The sequence below is a fragment of the Mesorhizobium sp. ES1-6 genome, from assembly GCF_020164775.1.
In the GTDB taxonomy this organism is placed as follows: domain Bacteria; phylum Pseudomonadota; class Alphaproteobacteria; order Rhizobiales; family Rhizobiaceae; genus Mesorhizobium.
In genome coordinates, this window is the sequence record NZ_JAIUGU010000003.1 from 32,875 (window position 1) to 49,794 (window position 16,920).

The following is a 16,920-nucleotide window of genomic DNA, read 5'->3' on the forward strand; positions in this document are numbered from 1 at the left end:
CGCGCATGACCGGCCGGACCAACTCGATCAATTCCATCATCATCGTCGGCGGCGGCGCCAGCGGCGTCGTGCTGGCCGCGCATCTGTTGAAATCGCCGAATCCGGACCTGCGTGTCACGCTGATCGAAAAGCGCCCGCATTTCGGCCAGGGTATCGCCTATTCGACGCTGCTGTCGGCGCATGTTCTCAATGTCAGCGCGGCCGGCATGAGCGCCTATGCGGACGATCCCGGAAATTTCTGGCGCTGGCTGCAGGGGCGTGGGCTGATAGGCCCGGAGCAGACGCCGCAGACGCCCTTCTATGCGCCGCGCAGCATCTATGCCCGCTACCTCGGGGAGTTGCTCGACGAACTCGAAGCCCGCGAACAGCCAACCGGGCGCCTGCGGCTGATCCATGAGGAGAGCCGCTCGATCACACCGACCCCGTCCGGCGTCGATGTGGCGCTTGCCAATGGCACCAGCGTCGTCGCTCATCTGGCCATATTGGCGACCGGCCATGACGAACAGCCGGCGCAAGGCCATGCGATCAGAATGGGCTCGGAAGCCGACACGGAGATTGCCCCGGACAGCCGGGTGATGGTGCTGGGCACCGGCCTCAGCATGGTCGACGCATTTCTGGCGCTGGAGCAGCGCGGCCATCGCGGCGATATCGTCGCGGTGTCGCGGCGCGGCCTGCTGCCCTCGCCGCACCGCAAGGGCAACCCGATCAAGCTAGACGTCGCCGACATCCCGCTCGGCACCCAGCTTTCCTATTTCGTCGGCTGGTTCCGCGACCTGATCCGCGAAAACCAGAAGGCGGGGGTCGACTGGCGCGACGTCGTCGACGGCCTGCGGCCGTTCAACCAGAAGATCTGGCAGAACTGGCCCGCCTCGGCCAAGCGCCGCTTCGTCGAACACACCAAGGCCTGGTGGGACATCCATCGCCACCGCATGGCGCCCGAGGTCTACGCCAGGGTGACGGACGCCGTGCGGTCCGGCCGCATCCGGCCGGTCGCGGGGCGCGTCGTCGCCGTCACGCCGGGCGACGGTTTCGCGGTGGAGGTCCAGTCGCGCCACACCCAGCGCCTCGAAACATTCGACGTCGCCCGCATCTATGATTGCTCCGGCATCGTGCGCGACATCTCGACCTCTTCGAACAGCGTGGTGCGCTCCCTGGTCGACCGCGGGCTGGCGCGGCCGGATCCGCTGCGTATCGGCCTCGACGTCTCGGCCAATTGCGAGATCATCGCCGCCGACGGCTCGGTTTCGCGGAAAATCCTCGCCGTCGGGCCGCTGTCGCGCGGCACCTTCTTCGAGATCGACGCCATTCCCGATATCCGCGTCCAGTGCGCCAGGCTGAGCAAGCAGTTGCTGGGGTAGGCAATTCCGGGCGGCGATCACCTGTTTGGCGGAACCGTACCCGCCTCGACTCGTGAGCCTTCCGCGATCACACCATGTTCAGTTGAGCGCGGTCTGGTATTCATTCCGCGCTGCCCTATGTCGGGCTGAACAACTTCCGTTCTTAACTATAAGACGGCGGGACTAAAGTCTTGCACGCCAATAGGCCTTGGTCCGAGGGGCCTTCGAACGTTCCGTGCTTGTCCATTGGACGTTCCGTTACTTTAGTCAATCGAGATATATGTAGCTTGATACAGTTTCGCGTGATGGCGATGCAAATCGGCTTGCAAAAAGGAACCGATCCGTCTGCCGTCCCCTTCCAAGCCCGGTTTCGAGCCGCGGCCTTTTCCACAGAGGTCGGACCGATTTCCTTGACGGGGTTGCGACGGCGGATCGGCCATGAGGCGACCCGACCCGGGAGAAAAGAATGGCCGGTGCGGGGATGCTTGGGTTGGAAGCGGGTCGCACCGGCCATTGCGGGTTTTGGCTTCGATTAGGGATCGTCCCCCGCACGACCAAGCTATACTTACATTAGCTACAGCTCAACTAAGACTGAAGTCCCTCCTACGCCGAGGCGCCCGGATGGCGATTGCCGGGGTCGTCGAGGTCGGCGCTCTGAAGCGCCGCTGGAATTTCATTCCTCGTCTGGCCCCCGGATTGGCACGATCTATCTTCTTTCCAACTGCGATCGGCTGGAAAAGACGCTAGGTTGATCCAAGGAGGCTCCGACATGAGCGAGCACAGAAAAGCCACGGCCGGCAATGCCGCCTCGGACGGCGCCGCGCCGGACAGCGCAATGTCGCGGCTGCGCCCGCCCTTTGCCTCGGTGCTCGACCTGATCGGGCAGACGCCTATTGTCGAGTTGACCAAATTCGACACCGGAAAATGCCGGCTGTTCATCAAGCTCGAGAGCCAGAATCCCGGCGGCTCGATCAAGGACCGCATCGCGCTGTCCATGATCGCGGCGGCCGAGAGGGATGGAAGGCTGAAGCCGGGCGGCACCATCGTCGAGGCGACCGCCGGCAATACCGGGCTTGGCCTCGCCCAGGTCGGCATTCCCAAGGGCTACCGCATCATCCTCGTCGTGCCCGACAAGATGTCGCGCGAAAAAATCCAGCATCTGCGCGCGCTCGGCGCCGAGGTGCGCATGACGCGCTCGGATGTCGGCAAGGGCCATGCCGAATACTATCAGGACATGGCGGAAAAAATCGCCGCCGAACTGCCCGGCGCCTTCTACGCCAACCAGTTCGCCAATCCGGCCAACCCGCTGGCGCATGAGACGACGACCGGCCCGGAAATCTTTGCGCAACTCGACGGCGATGTCGACGCGGTGGTGGTCGGCGTCGGCTCCGGCGGCACGCTGACCGGGCTTGGCCGCTACTTCGCCGAAGTGTCGCCGAAGACGGAGATGGTGCTGGCCGATCCGGTCGGCTCGGTGCTGGCGCCCTTGATCAAGACCGGCAAGATGGAAGAGGCGGGCAGCTGGACGGTGGAAGGCATCGGCGAGGATTTCGTGCCGCCCAATGCCGATTTATCGCTGGTCAGGAAAGCCTACTCCATCACCGACAAGCAAAGCATGCTGGCGGTGCGCGATCTCTTGTCGCGGGAAGGCATTTTGGCAGGCTCTTCCTCCGGCACGCTGCTCTCGGCGGCTTTGCGCTATTGCCGCGAGCAAACGGTGCCCAAGCGCGTCGTGACCTTCGTCTGCGACAGCGGCAACAAATATCTGTCAAAGGTGTTCGACGATTTCTGGCTGGCCGAGCAGGGGCTGGCCGAACACGAACAGCATGGCGACCTGCGCGACCTCGTCATGCGCTCGCACCGGACCGGCGACACTGTCTGGGTCGGGCCGGACGAGAGCCTGCTCAACGCCTATGGCCGCATGCGCCGCTCGGATGTGTCGCAACTGCCGGTGCTGGACAATGGCAAGCTGGTCGGCATCGTCGACGAGAGCGATATTCTCGCCCATGTCGACGGTCCCTATGACGGGCGCTGGGAGCGTTTCAACGGCCCGGTGCGTACGGCGATGACCTCCAATCTGCACACGCTGCAGGCCAGCCAGACGCTGGATGCGCTGCTGCCGGTGTTCGACCGCAACGAGGTCGCCATCATCTTCGACGGCGACGAGTTCGTCGGCCTGATCACACGCATCGACCTGATCAACCATCTGAGGCGCGCCCGATGACCAAACACACCCCGCCGGCCGGCAAGAACCGCCTGGCCTTTTCGACGCGCACCATTCATGGCGGCCAGAGCCACGACCCGCTGACCGGCGCGGTGATGGTGCCGATCTACGCCACCTCGACCTTTGCCCAGCAATCGCCCGGCGTGCACAAGGGCTTCGAATATGCCCGCAGCCAGAACCCGACGCGCTTCGCCTTCGAGCGCGCGGTGGCGGACCTGGAAAGCGGCTCGGCCGCATTCGCTTTCGCTTCCGGCCTGGCGTCGATCGCCACTGTCCTGGAGCTGCTCGATTCGGGCGCCCATATCGTCGCCACCGACGACATCTATGGCGGCTCCTTCCGGCTGATGGAACGGGTGCGCAAGCGCTCGGCCAACCTGCAGGTGAGCTTCGTCGACTTCACCGACCTTGCGGCCGTGGAGGCCGCGATCCGGCCGGAAACGAAAATGCTCTGGGTCGAAACGCCGACCAACCCGCTGCTGCGCATCGTCGACCTCGAAGGCGTCGCGGCGCTCGCCAGGCGCCGGGGTATCCTGTCGGTCGCCGACAACACGTTCTGCAGCCCCTATATCCAGCGGCCGCTGGAACTCGGCATCGACATCGTGGTGCACTCGACGACCAAATATCTCAACGGCCATTCCGACATGGTCGGCGGCGTCGCCGTGGTCGGCGACAACAAGGATCTCGCCGACCGGCTGAAGTTCCTGCAGAACGCCATCGGCGCCATTTCTGGCCCGTTCGACAGTTTCCTGGCGCTGCGCGGGTTGAAGACCCTGGCACTCAGGATGGAGCGCCATTCCAACAATGGGCTGAAAATCGCGCAATGGCTGGAAGCGCGAAAAGATGTGCGCCGCGTCATCTATCCCGGCCTCGCCAGCCATCCCCAGCACGCCATCGCGGTCCAGCAGATGAATGCCTTCGGCGGCATGATCACGGTTGTGCTGGACCGCGACCTCGCCGGGACAAAGCGTTTCCTCGAACGCACGCAATTGTTCACGCTGGCCGAAAGCCTCGGCGGCGTGGAGAGCCTGATCGAACACCCCGCGCTGATGACGCATGGCTCGATCCCGGCGGAGAAGCGCGAGGAGATCGGGATATCGGATTCGCTGGTAAGATTGTCGGCGGGGATAGAGGACGGCGATGATCTGATCGCGGATCTGGAGCAGGCGCTGCGGGGGTGAAGCCGCTTGGCTGAGGCGAGCCAATCGCCAAAGCTGGCGCCGCCCCTCATCGCCCTGCCGGGCACTTCTCCCCGTATAGTGACGGGGAGAAGGGGCGGCTGCGACCTCGGCGCCCTCTTTGCAATGTCGGCGATTGGCGAAGCACGTGATAACAGCAGGCAGGTGAGGGGCAGCGCTGACGCCTCACAATTAGTAGTTGGCCACCAGTCCAATTGACCCCGACCGCCATTCGCCCGAGATGTAGCGCCATGGCCATGCGCGACCCACCCAAACCCACCGAGCCCCTCACCTTCGCGGTGCTTGTCTTCCCCGGCTTTCCGATGATGGCGTTCAGTTCCGTCATCGAGCCGCTGCGCGCGGCCAACATTCTGGCCAAGAAAGCGTGCTACCGCTGGATCATCGTCGGCGCGACTGAGGGACCCGTCGAGGCTTCGAACGGGGTCGTCATCCAGCCAGGTTTTTACGCGGAGGCCGCGCCCAAGGTCGACCGCATCGTCGTCTGTTCGGGCGGCGACGCCGATCATCTCGTCGCCGAGGACGCGGCGAGCTGGATCCGCCGCAGTCTGCGCAATGGCGCTCATATTGGAGCGGTGGCGGACGCGGCGTTCTTCCTGGCGCGTGCGGGCCTGCTCGACGGCCATGCCTGCACCTTGCACTGGACCAGCCAGGCCGCCTTCACCGAGGCCTTTCCCAACATCGAGTTGCGGCGCGACCTCTATGTCATCGACCGCAAGCGCTTCACTTCGGCGGGCGGCGTCGGCAGCCTCGACATGATGCTGGAGATCATCACCCGGGATTATGGGGCCGAGCTTGCCGCCGGCGTCGCCGAATGGTTCGTGCACAGCCAGCTGCGCTCCAGCGTCGACCGCAAGCTGATGCCGCTGCGCCTGCGCACCGGCGTCCAGAACGAACTGGTGCTGTCGGCCATCGCCATCATGGAGGACGCGGTGGAGGAAAGGTTGGGGATGGCCGAGCTGACCGCCAAGCTCGGCGTCTCGTCCGACAAGCTCGAACGCTCCTTCCGCTCCGAACTGGACATCTCGCCCAACGGCTACTACCGGCGGCTCAGGCTGAAGCGTGCCGCCGATCTGCTGGCGCACTCGACGCTCGCCGTCCGCGACGTGGCGCTGGCCTGCGGCTTCGCCTCGATGTCGAGCTTTGCCCGGGCCTTTCGCGAGGAGCATGGCCACGCGCCGAAGATGGCGCGGCGGCATTAGGCGCGCGCTGAAGCTGTGAGATGTTGGCGGGGCAGCGCCCCCCTCTGTCCTGCCGGACATCTCCCCCTCTTTGGGGGGAGATTGGCTGTCACCTCCGCTTTCGCCAATCACAAACGTTGTTAGAAGGGCGCCGCCCGAACAGACTGCCGATCTCCCCACTTGAGGGGGAGATGTCCGGCAGGACAGAGGGGGGCGCCTGGCGCCTGCCTCTCTTGTTCCTTCAGCGGCATCCCGCACAATACACGCGGTTTTCCGCACAATCCCTCGTCGCCTCCTGCCCCATGGTCAAGCCCTGCAAACCACCCAAGGCCGACCCCCCCCATGAGCATCGTCGTATTCGACCCCGACAGCACCGAGGACGTCGACTTCAAGGATCGTATGCGCCACCCGGCCGCCGCCGATCCGGCCGGCGGCATGTGGCTGTCGGACACCGAGCCCTCCTTTATCGATGCCGATGCGCTGCGAAAGGGCCGGCTGGCCAAGCTGCGCGGCTGGATGCGCGAGGCCGGCTATGGCGGCGTCGTTTTGTTCGACCCCTACAACCAGCGCTACGCCACTGGGTCGCGCAACATGTTCGGCTATTTCCTGCGCAACTCGACCCGCTATTTCTTCATTCCGACCGAAGGGCCGATCGTGCTGTTCGAGTACCCGCAGAGCTACCATGTCTCCATGGTGCTCGACACGATCGACGAGGCGCGTCCTTCCAAGCTCGTCTGGTCTTCGGTGTCGGGCCGCGACGATGAAACCGCCGGGCCGTTCGCCGACGAGATCGCCGAACTGCTGAAAAACCATGGCGGCGGCTCGATGAAGCTCGGGCTCGACCGCTGCAGCCATCTGCAGGCGCTGGCGCTGGAAAAGCGCGGCTGCGAGGTCCGCGACTGCCAGGGCGAGATTCTGGCGGTGCGCGCGGTGAAGACGCCGGAGGAGGTCAAATGCCTGCAGGTGTCGATGGCCGGCGCCGAGGCCGCCGTCTATGCCGTGCGCGAGGCGATCAAGCCCGGCGTCTCCGAAAACGACCTGTTCGCCATGATGTATGGCGAGGTCATCCGCCAGGGCGGCGAGTTCATCGAGACGCGGTTGCTCACGTCCGGCCAGCGCACCAATCCGTGGTTCAACGAGGCCAGCGGCCGCAAGATCAGGCCCGGCGAGTTGCTGGCGCTCGATACCGACACGATCGGCTGCTATGGCTATTACTCCGATTTTTCCCGCACCTTCCGCTGCGGTCCGGGCAAGCCGACGCCTTACCAGAAATCGCTCTACCGCATGGCGCACGACCAGGTTCAGCACAACATCTCGGTCGTCAAACCCGGCATGGCTTTTCGCGAGATGGCCGAAAAGGCGTGGAAAATCCCGGACCGCTTCGTCGATCAGCGCTACACTTCGGTCATGCACGGCGTCGGCATGCATGGCGAGACGCCGTTCATCGCGCATGCCATGGACTACGAGACCTATGGCCGCGACGGTCATATCGTGCCAGGCATGGTGGTGAGCGTGGAAAGCTATATCGGCGAAAAGGGCGGCCGCGAGGGCGTCAAGCTGGAGGACGAGATCCTGATCACCGAGACCGGCACGGAGCTTCTGTCGCGCTTTCCCTATGAGGATGCGTTTCTGGAGAAAGAGGTTTGACGCTGGTTGCTCATCTCGGAGAAGTATCGCAGCTGAAGAACGAGCGCCTCGTTCCGTGGCGCCCCCCCTCTGGCCTGCCGGCCATCTCCCCCTCTAGGGGGGAGATCGGCAGCTTCGCTTGCAGCGCTTTTTCCTGCAACGCTGGCGATTGGCGAAAGCATTCGCAACCGCCAATCTCCCCCCTTGAGGGGGAGATGCCCGGCAGGGCAGAGGGGGGCGCTGCCCCTCCAGCGTTTGGAGGTATCTTGGGGCGAAGGCCCATCCACATGAAAGCCCCCATCTCCATCAAGCGCGGCACGGTGGCCGCCGTGTTCATCGACCTGCAGGAAGAGCACCGGCGGGACCCGCGCTACCTCGTCGAGGATTACGAAAACATCCTCGCCAACGTCCAGCGCCTGCAGGCGGCGGCGCGGCAAAACCATGTGCCGCTGCATCACTGGGCCTATATTGTCGATCTCGACAGCCAGGACCGGCCGTTTCATCCGGTCGGCGAGGACGGCAAGTCGGCCTTTTCCGACAAGAGCGACCCGCTGACCGAAATCTGCCATGAGGTGGCGCCGGCGCCGGGTGAGGCGCTGCTGATCAAGGCCGAGGCCAGCGCCTTCCGCTCCGGTCCGGCCGCCGACCGGCTCAAGGCTTCCGGCATCGAATGGCTTGTTGTCGCGGGCGTGTGGACCGAGGCCTGCATCGACGCCAGCGTAAAGGATGCGGTGGCGAAGGGATTTCGCGTGCTTCTGGTCAAGGACGCCTGTGGCAGCGGCAGCGCGGCGATGCACCAGACCGGTATCCTCAACCTTGCCAACCGGCTCTATGGCGGCGCGGTGACCGACACCGACGGCGCCTGCCGGCTGCTGGCCGGCGAGACCGCCACCGTCTGGCAGGTCGAGGGCTCGGTACCGCTGCGCTTCAGCTTCGACAACGCCGCCCGTCTCTATGCCGAGCTTTGATGGGCGCCTTGGGCTGAAATGACCGGCCGCGGCAAATATGAAACCTGGCTCGACCCGGCGCTGTGGGCCTATATCGACAGCGTCAACGCCTTTTATCCGCCGCGGATATCAGGCCTGCCGGTCGACAAGCAGCGCGCGGTCTATGCCAGGATGTGCCGCGCCTTCCACCAGGGCCGTCCGCCCGGGGTCAAGGCCAGCGACAGCCTGGTTGCCGGTTCGAAACATGACATCCCGGTCCGCCACTACCGGCTCGCCGGCGCGGCGCCGCGGGCGACGGTGCTCTATTTCCACGGCGGCGGCTTCATCCTCGGCAGCCTCGAAAGCCATGACGACATCTGCGCGGAACTTTGCGCCGGCACCGGCTTCGACGTGCTGTCGGTCGACTACCGGCTGGCCCCCGAACACCTTCATCCCGCCGCCTTCAACGATGCGCTGGCGGCTTTCGAATGGGCGGCCGCAAGCAGCGAGCTGCCGCTCGTGCTGTGCGGTGAAAGTGCGGGCGGCAATCTGGCGGCTGGTGTGGCACAGGCCGCGCGTCGCCATCCGCGTGCCGCGATCGGCCAGGTGTTGATCTATCCCGATCTCGGCGGCAACGAGGCGATGGGCTCCTATATCGAACACGCCGACGCGCCGCTGCTGTCGACAGGCGATGTCGCCTTCTACCGCGACGTCCGCTCGGCGAGGAAGCAATCGCCCGACGATCCGACCTTCTCGCCGCTGCGCGACACGGATTTTTCCAGCCTGCCGCCAACGGTGATCATCACGGCCGAATGCGATCCGCTGTCATCGGATGGCGAGGCCTATCGCGACCACGTCCTGGACGCCGGCGGCAAGGCATGGTGGCATGAGGAGCCCCGCCTGGTGCACAGTTTCCTGCGCGCCCGCACAACGATGCCGACAGCGGCCGAAGCCTTTGCGCGCATCATCGCCGCGGTCGCCGCGCTGGGTCGGGAGGAGTGGCCCTACTGAAGGTCCGGGTTACGAAGCCGTCGCGGCGCTTGTCTCGGAAGACGCTGCTTTCAGCCACAGCGCCTTTTCGCCGAGCGTGGCGACCATGGCGGCGTGGGCCGCGCGCTCGGCTTCGGTCAGCCGTGGCACGAGCGGCGCCGGTCGTTCGGCGACGATGATCTCGATATAGCGGACATTCTCGCCCTGGGCCGGCGCGGTGGCGCTGTCGAGAATGAGCGCCGCCTGCTTGCCGCCGATCAGCTCGATATAGACCTCGGCCAGCAATTCGGAATCGAGCAGGGCCCCGTGCTTGGTGCGCTTGGTGTTGTCGATGCCGTAGCGCCGACACAGCGCATCGAGCGAATTGGGACCCATCGGGTGCTTGCGGCGCGCCAAGGCCAGCGTGTCGACGACAAGCCCGTTGTCGACGGGCGGATGACCGAGCCGGCCGAATTCGACATTGAGGAAGCCGATATCGAACGTGGCGTTGTGGGCCACCAGCTTGGCGCCTTCCGTGAACCGCAGCCATTCCTCGGCGATTTCGGCGAAACTCGGCTTCCCCGCGAGGTCGGCGGCGCTGATGCCGTGCACGGCCTGCGCCTCGGCATGGATCGCGCGCCCTTGCGGGTTGATATAGTGATGGAAGGTCCTGCCGGTCGGAAAACGATTGACCAGCTCGACGCCGCCAAGCTCGATCACGCGGTCGTCGCGCGCATCGAGGCCGGTGGTTTCGGTGTCGAAGATGATCTCACGCATCGAATCAGGTCGCTCCTAGGGAAGCAGAATCGCCAGACCGGAACAAAATGGCAATGGGCAATGCTGACGGCATGCCGTCAGCAGCCCCGCTTATCCCCGAAGTTCCGCAATGATGGCCGCTACCGCGGCACGCGCCGCGTCCAGCCCCTTACCGGTGTCGATGACGAAATCGGCCAGCCGGCGCTTTTCGGCGTCCGGCACCTGCTTGGCCAGGATCGAAGCCAATTTTTCCTCGCTCATGCCAGGCCGGGCCAGCACGCGCTGGCGCTGGATTTCGGCCGGCGCGGTGACGACGACGACCTTGTCGACCCGGCGACGGCCGCCGGTTTCGAACAGCAGGGGGATGTCGAGGACGGCGATCGATTCGCCGGCGTTACGATGCTTGGCCAGGAAGGCATCGGCATCGGCGCGGACCAACGGGTGGATGATGGCTTCGAGCTGTTTCAGCGCGGCCGCGTCGCCGAGCACACGGGTGCCGAGTTTTGTCCGGTCGACGCTTCCGTCAGCGGTGGTGCCGGGAAAGGCGGCCTCGACAAGGGGGGTCGCCTTGCCGGCATAGAGCCGGTGCACCGTCTCGTCGGAATCATGCACCGGCACACCGGCCTCGGCGAACATCCTGGCCGTGGTCGACTTGCCCATGCCGATCGAGCCGGTGAGGCCGAGCACGATCATGGTTTCGGCGCCAGATCGGCAACGATGAGCGCGCGGAGCTCAGCCGTGACCTTCGGCCTGACGCCAAACCAGCGCTCGAAGCCGGGCACCGCCTGGTTGAGCAGCATGCCGAGCCCGTCGACCGTCTTCAGCCCTCGGGCCCGCGCGGCGGCGAGCAGGGGAGTCTCGAGCGGCACATAGACGATGTCGTTGACCACGGCATGGTCGGGCAGCAGCGCGGGGTCGGCGGGCAGACCCCTGGGGTCGGCGGGCAGACCGCTGGGGTCGGCGGGCAGGCCCTCATTGCCCTGCATGCCCAGCGCCGTGGTGTTGACCAGCAGGCCGGCATCGCGCAGCAATTCGGCGGTCGCGGCCAATTCATGCGCCGAAACGCCGGCGCCAAAGCGGTCGCGCAATTCGAGTGCCCGGGCGAGCGTGCGGTTGACGATGCGGATGTCCTTGAGGCCGCGCGTCTTCAGCGCGTGGATGACGGCGCGGGCGGCGCCGCCGGCGCCCAGCACCACGGCCGGGCCATCCGACGCCCAGCCCGGAGCGTAATCGTCGAGATTGGCGGCAAAGCCGTGGCCGTCGGTGTTGCCGCCCCACAAGGTACCGTCCTCGAGCCACAGCGTGTTGACGGCGCCGATCTCGTCGGCCGCATGGTCGCGGCGCGCGACCCCGGCAAAGGCGGCCTCCTTGTGCGGGATGGTGACGTTGCCGCCGCGATAGCCATTGGCCTGCAGGCTCGCCAGGAAATCGGCGAAATTCTCGGGCGCGACATCGATCGCCCGGTAGCTGCCGTCGATGCCGTGTTCGGCCAGCCAGTGGCCGTGGATCATCGGCGAGCGCGAATGTTTTATCGGATGGCCGGTAACGAAGGCTTTCTTCATTGCCTCAGCCATCGATGGCTCCCAGTGTGCGCAGTTCCGCCAGCAGCGGCAGCAGCGGCAGGCCGACAATGGTGAAATGGTCGCCTTCGATTTTTTCGAACAGCTGGATGCCTTCGCCCTCGATCTGATAGGCGCCGACGCTCGACAAGGCCTTGGCGCCGACCCGGGCGAGATGGCGGCCAATGAAGGCCGGGTCGAGCTTGCGCATGGTCATCGAGGCGATGCCGACATGGCGCCACAGCACATTGCCGTCGCGCACCAGCACGGCGGCGCTGTTGAGCTGATGGGTCTTGCCCGACAGCGCCAGGAGATGCCGTCGCGCGCCTTCCATGTCGGCCGGCTTGTGGAACACCTCGTCGCCGAGCGACAAAGTCTGGTCGCAGCCAAGCACCAGCGCGCCGGGCCGGCGCTCGCTGACTTCGGTCGCCTTGGCTTCGGCCAGCACCAAAGCGACGTCCTCGGGCGAGGCGCCGCTGTCCTGCAACGGCGCTTCCAGCGCGCGCTCGTCGAGCGTCGCCGGAACCGCCTCGATATCGACGCCGGCATTGACCAGCATCGCCTTGCGGAACGGACTGCCTGAAGCGAGGATGATTTTTTCTGTCATTTTTGCACTCGGGCGCAGATACAAACGCGGTTGGCGTATGAGGAGCTTTACTCTCTAAGGTTGGCGCCGCCCCTCATTGTCCTGCCGGACATTTCTCCCCGTATAGAGACGGGGAGAAAGGGGCAGCTTCAGTGCAGCCGCTCTTTGCGGCAACGCTGGCGATTGGCGAAACCATCGACGACAGCGCCCCTCTCCCCGTCACTATGCGGGGCGAGGATGCCGGCAGGCAGGTGAGGGGCGGCGCCGACCTCCGCTAAAGGTGACTCGGAAAACTCACTGTCCGCTCATCTACCGCGTCTTCCCCCGCAGGGCAACGATGGCCGCGGCCGTCTCCTCGATCGAGCGGCGGCTGACGTCGATCATCGGCCAGCCATGGCGGGTGCAGATCTGGCGGGCGTAGGCGAGTTCCTCGTTGATGGCGGCGCGGTCGACATAGTCGGTCGGCACATAGGTGCTCGAATTGCCGAGGATGCGGTTCTGGCGCACATGCGAGATGCGCTCGGCGGTGGCGATCAATCCGACGACCAGCGGTGTCCTGGCGCTGACCAGGCTTTCGGGCACCGGCACGCCGAGCACGATCGGGATGTTGGCGGTCTTGATGCCGCGGTTGGCGAGATAGATGCTGGTCGGCGTCTTCGACGTCCGCGATATGCCGATCAGCACGACATCGGCGTCATCCATATTGGCCGGCAGCTGGCCGTCATCATGGTCCATGGTGAAATTGAGCGCGTCGATGCGGCGGAAATATTCGGCGTCGAGAACATGCTGGGCGCCGACGCGGCGGCCGGCCGGGGTGCCGAGATAGGACTGGAAGACGGTCAGTACCGGCTCCAGCACCGACACGCAGGGCAGGCCCATGGCCGCGCAGCGTTCGTCGATGCCGCGCGCCAGCTTCTGGTCGACCACCGTATAGAGGATGATGCCCGGCTCCTCCTCTATGTCCTCGAACACCTTGGCGACCTGCTTTTCGGTGCGGATGAGCGGGTAGATATGTTCGATGGCGCGCGCATCCTTATACTGTGCCGAGGCCGCGCGGCCGGCGGCGAGCAGCGTTTCCCCCGTCGCGTCGGAAATCAGATGCAGGTGGAAGAAGCTCTGGGGTTTGTTCACAGGGGGTCACCTGGGGCTGTGGGCGGATGTGGATAAGGTTAGACAGGCGGGTGCACTGGCCAGGGGCGACTGTATCAGATGGCGGTTTGTCCACAATTCGATGCGCTGTCAGCTTGGCCGGGCGGCTGGGGACAAGTCCGTGGACGAAGCATTTTGCCTTTCGCTCGTCCACAGGGCTGGTTCCAAGGGCACTGGACTTAGCGCATTGACTCGCCTGCGCGATTCCTGATTGTCCCCAGAACCCTGCAAACCGCGACGTGCAATGCGCGACAATATGCTTGCTGGCGTTTTGGCGGTCAAAGCGGGACAGGTGACAACCACCACAACCAACAGACTCTTAGAATCAGAAGACTCTTTATAAATAAGATATTTGATTAAGAGGAAGCCGGGAGAGGCGAGCGCTCGATGCCTGCAAGACGGATCATGCTGGATGTCCTGAAAGGCGAGGCGGTGTTTCCTCCTCCGCTCTGGATGATGCGCCAGGCCGGACGCTATCTGCCGGAATATCGCGAAACGCGTGTACGTGCCGGTTCGTTCCTGGACCTCTGCTACAATCCCGACCTTGCCGTCGAGGTGACGATGCAGCCGATCGAACGCTTCGGCTTCGACGCTTCCATCCTGTTCTCGGACATTCTTGTCGTTCCCCATGCGCTAGGCCGCGATGTGCGCTTCGAGGAAGGGCGCGGGCCGCTGCTGACACCGATTTCGGCGAGCGAGATCGCGGCGCTCGGAAGCGACATGTTTCACGTGAATCTCGAACCGGTCTACGAGACGGTGCGCCGGCTGCGGGCGAAATTGCCCGACGAGACGACACTGATCGGCTTCTGCGGCGCGCCGTGGACGGTGGCGACCTATATGATCGCCGGGCACGGAACGCCCGACCAGGCGCCGGCGCGGCTGTTCGCCTATCGCGAGCCGGCGGCGTTCAAACATCTCTTGAAAGTGCTCGCCGACCATTCGGCTTCCTACCTGATCCGCCAGATCGAGGCGGGCGCGGATGTCGTGCAGATTTTCGATTCCTGGTCGGGCGTGCTCGACGATGCCTCGTTCGAGCGCTTCTGCATCGAACCGGTGGCGGAGATCGTCAGCCAGGTTCGCGCCGTTCATCCCGACGTGCCGATCATCGGCTTTCCCAAGGGTGCCGGGGCCCGCTACCAGAGCTATCGCGACAGGACCGGCGTGACCGGGCTCGGCATCGACTGGACGGTGCCGCTGGAGGCAGCGAAGGCGTTGCAGCGGCAAGGAGCGGTCCAGGGCAATCTCGATCCGTTGCGGCTGGTCGCGGGCGGTGAGGCGCTCGCCGACGGCGTAGGGGCGATCCTCCAGGCGCTGGGCCACGGACCGCTGATCTTCAACCTTGGCCATGGCATCACCCCGGAGACGCCGGTGGCCCATGTCGAGGCGATGGTAAAACAGGTTCGGAGCGCGGCACGCTGATGGCTGACCGAGATGACACCAACAGCACCGGCCAGGCGATGAAGCGCATGGCCGTCGGCATCGCAGTGCTGATCGTTCTCACCGCGCTCTTGTTCTTCTTCGCACCGGAAAGCTTCTATCCCTGGGCAAAGGCGATCCATATCCTCGCCGTCATCTCCTGGATGGCTGGCATGCTTTATCTGCCGCGGCTGTTTGTCTATCACGTCGACGCCGCGAAGGGCTCCGTCCAATCCGAGACGTTCAAGGTGATGGAGCAGCGCCTGCTGCGCGGCATCATCAATCCGGCGATGATCCTGACCTGGGTGTTCGGGCTGTGGCTGGCGTGGAAGATCTTTGCCTTCCAGGGTGGCTGGCTGCATGCCAAGATCGGCCTGGTGCTGATCCTATCGGGCGTTCACGGCTATCTCGCCGCCGCGGTGCGCAAATTCGCCGAGGACCGCAACGAAAAACCGGCACGGCACTGGCGGATCGTCAACGAGATCCCCACATTGCTGATGATCGCAATCGTGATCCTGGTCGTGGTGAAGCCTTTCTGAGGCTTCATCCGGCTCCGTCAAAAGGCGGCTTGCTCTTTCAGCCGACCGACGATACAAGACGGGTCTTCCTTCCCGTCATGCGCCGCCCGTCATTGCTTTCGGCCGCGCCCGGCATTTGTCGCATCCCGCCGATTTTTTCCCAAAGCCTACCCAGAGTCTATCTAATGCAAGAAATGAAACTCACCGAGTTCAAGAACAAGAAGCCGCCTGAGCTGATCGCTTATGCCGAATCGCTCGAGGTCGAGAACGCCAGCGTCATGCGCAAGCAGGAACTGATGTTCGCGATCCTGAAGAAGCTCGCCGCCCAGGACATCGAAATCATCGGCGACGGTGTGGTCGAGGTGCTGCAGGACGGTTTCGGCTTCCTGCGCTCCGCCAATGCCAACTATTTGCCAGGTCCCGACGACATCTACATCTCGCCGTCGCAGATCCGGCGCTTTTCGCTGAAGACCGGCGATACGGTCGAAGGGCCGATCCGCAGTCCGAAAGAGGGCGAGCGCTATTTCGCGCTGCTCAAGGTCAACACGATCAATTTCGACGATCCCGAAAAGATCCGCCACAAGATCCACTTCGACAATCTGACGCCGCTCTATCCGACCTCGCGGCTGAAGATGGAGGTCGACAATCCGCCGACCAAGGACATCTCGCCCCGCGTGATCGACCTGGTGGCGCCGATCGGCAAGGGCCAGCGCGCCCTGATCAACGCACAGCCGCGCACCGGCAAGACGGTGCTGTTGCAGAACATCGCCCACTCGATCACCGCCAATCATCCGGAATGCTATCTGATCGTGCTTCTGATCGACGAGCGTCCCGAGGAAGTGACCGACATGCAGCGTTCGGTGAAGGGCGAGGTGATCTCCTCAACCTTCGACGAACCGGCGGTGCGCCACGTCCAGGTCGCCGAAATGGTCATCGAGAAGGCCAAGCGCCTGGTCGAGCACGGCCGCGATGTGGTGATCCTGCTGGATTCGATTACCCGCCTCGGCCGCGCCTACAACACCGTCGTGCCGTCATCCGGCAAGGTGCTGACCGGCGGTGTCGACGCCAACGCGCTGCAGCGCCCGAAGCGCTTCTTCGGCGCCGCCCGCAACATCGAGGAAGGCGGCTCGTTGACCATCATCGCCACGGCGCTGATCGATACCGGCAGCCGCATGGACGAGGTCATCTTCGAAGAGTTCAAGGGCACCGGCAACTGCGAAATCCAGCTCGACCGCAAGGTCGCCGACAAGCGCATTTATCCGGCCATCGACATCTTGAAGTCCGGTACCCGCAAGGAAGACCTGCTGGTGTCGCGCCAGGACCTGCAGAAGATCTTCGTGCTGCGCCGCATCCTGGCGCCGATGGGAACCACCGACGCGATCGAGTTCCTGATCGACAAGCTGAAGCAGACCAAGACCAACGGCGATTTCTTCGATTCGATGAACACTTGAGTTCGGAGGGGCTCGCCCCTCCTTCTCTT

General features: G+C 64.5%; 15 protein-coding genes. 10 read left to right on the top strand and 5 right to left on the bottom strand.

Features of this window, described 5'->3' with window-relative positions; genetic code table 11:
* Positions 1-5 precede the first annotated feature (5 nt).
* The 7 genes from LB564_RS08960 (at position 6) to LB564_RS08990 (ending at position 9,498) form a co-directional block, all read left to right on the top strand.
* Complete coding sequence (locus tag LB564_RS08960; protein WP_224536824.1) at positions 6-1,358, top strand: FAD/NAD(P)-binding protein; 1,353 nt, start codon at positions 6-8, stop codon at positions 1,356-1,358.
* A 748-nt stretch (positions 1,359-2,106) separates the two neighbouring features.
* Positions 2,107-3,561, top strand: coding sequence for a pyridoxal-phosphate dependent enzyme (locus LB564_RS08965; protein WP_411910145.1), 1,455 nt, complete (start codon positions 2,107-2,109; stop codon positions 3,559-3,561).
* Positions 3,558-4,739, top strand: a complete 1,182-nt coding sequence (locus LB564_RS08970; RefSeq protein ID WP_224536826.1) for a trans-sulfuration enzyme family protein — start codon at positions 3,558-3,560, stop codon at positions 4,737-4,739. Before LB564_RS08965 ends, LB564_RS08970 begins: the two co-directional genes overlap by 4 nt.
* A gap of 248 nt (positions 4,740-4,987) precedes the next feature.
* Positions 4,988-5,956, top strand: a complete 969-nt coding sequence (locus tag LB564_RS08975; RefSeq protein WP_140703617.1) for a GlxA family transcriptional regulator — start codon at positions 4,988-4,990, stop codon at positions 5,954-5,956.
* A 321-nt stretch (positions 5,957-6,277) separates the two neighbouring features.
* Positions 6,278-7,582, top strand: a complete 1,305-nt coding sequence (locus LB564_RS08980; protein ID WP_224536829.1) for a M24 family metallopeptidase — start codon at positions 6,278-6,280, stop codon at positions 7,580-7,582.
* 266 nt (positions 7,583-7,848) lie between these two features.
* Complete coding sequence (locus tag LB564_RS08985; RefSeq protein WP_224536833.1) at positions 7,849-8,529, top strand: isochorismatase family protein; 681 nt, start codon at positions 7,849-7,851, stop codon at positions 8,527-8,529.
* Between the two features lie 18 nt (positions 8,530-8,547).
* Entirely contained in the window at positions 8,548-9,498 is a 951-nt protein-coding gene (locus LB564_RS08990) for an alpha/beta hydrolase (RefSeq protein ID WP_224536837.1), read from the top strand.
* A gap of 9 nt (positions 9,499-9,507) precedes the next feature.
* On the opposite strand, the gene dnaQ is transcribed toward LB564_RS08990, so the two are convergent.
* The 5 genes from dnaQ to LB564_RS09015 all read right to left on the bottom strand — a co-directional run bounded on the left by dnaQ (position 9,508) and on the right by LB564_RS09015 (position 13,488).
* Positions 9,508-10,233 carry a DNA polymerase III subunit epsilon gene (dnaQ, locus tag LB564_RS08995; protein ID WP_224536839.1) on the bottom strand — a complete coding sequence of 242 codons (726 nt, stop codon included), beginning with the start codon at positions 10,231-10,233 and terminating at the stop codon, positions 9,508-9,510.
* A 90-nt stretch (positions 10,234-10,323) separates the two neighbouring features.
* Positions 10,324-10,905 carry a dephospho-CoA kinase gene (coaE, locus tag LB564_RS09000; RefSeq protein ID WP_224536841.1) on the bottom strand — a complete coding sequence of 194 codons (582 nt, stop codon included), beginning with the start codon at positions 10,903-10,905 and terminating at the stop codon, positions 10,324-10,326.
* Positions 10,902-11,786 (bottom strand): shikimate dehydrogenase, encoded by an 885-nt coding sequence (locus LB564_RS09005; RefSeq protein WP_224536844.1) that lies wholly within the window; start codon positions 11,784-11,786, stop codon positions 10,902-10,904. Before LB564_RS09005 ends, coaE begins: the two co-directional genes overlap by 4 nt.
* A complete protein-coding gene (locus tag LB564_RS09010; RefSeq protein WP_224536847.1) occupies positions 11,779-12,378 on the bottom strand; it encodes a Maf-like protein in 600 nt (199 codons plus the stop codon). Before LB564_RS09010 ends, LB564_RS09005 begins: the two co-directional genes overlap by 8 nt.
* 288 nt (positions 12,379-12,666) lie before the next feature.
* The gene (locus LB564_RS09015; RefSeq protein ID WP_140703633.1) at positions 12,667-13,488 is read right to left on the bottom strand and encodes a pyruvate, water dikinase regulatory protein; all 822 of its coding nucleotides are present in this window, start codon (positions 13,486-13,488) and stop codon (positions 12,667-12,669) included.
* Positions 13,489-13,893: 405 nt separating this feature from the next.
* Between LB564_RS09015 and hemE the strand changes: the two genes are divergently transcribed.
* The 3 genes from hemE (at position 13,894) to rho (ending at position 16,891) form a co-directional block, all read left to right on the top strand.
* Positions 13,894-14,925, top strand: a complete 1,032-nt coding sequence (gene hemE, locus LB564_RS09020) for a uroporphyrinogen decarboxylase (RefSeq protein WP_140703634.1) — start codon at positions 13,894-13,896, stop codon at positions 14,923-14,925.
* Positions 14,925-15,461 (top strand): protoporphyrinogen oxidase HemJ, encoded by a 537-nt coding sequence (gene hemJ / locus LB564_RS09025; protein ID WP_224536849.1) that lies wholly within the window; start codon positions 14,925-14,927, stop codon positions 15,459-15,461. The genes hemE and hemJ overlap by 1 nt, the downstream gene beginning before the upstream one ends.
* A 164-nt stretch (positions 15,462-15,625) precedes the next feature.
* Positions 15,626-16,891, top strand: coding sequence for a transcription termination factor Rho (rho, locus tag LB564_RS09030; protein ID WP_140703638.1), 1,266 nt, complete (start codon positions 15,626-15,628; stop codon positions 16,889-16,891).
* Positions 16,892-16,920: the final 29 nt, after the last annotated feature.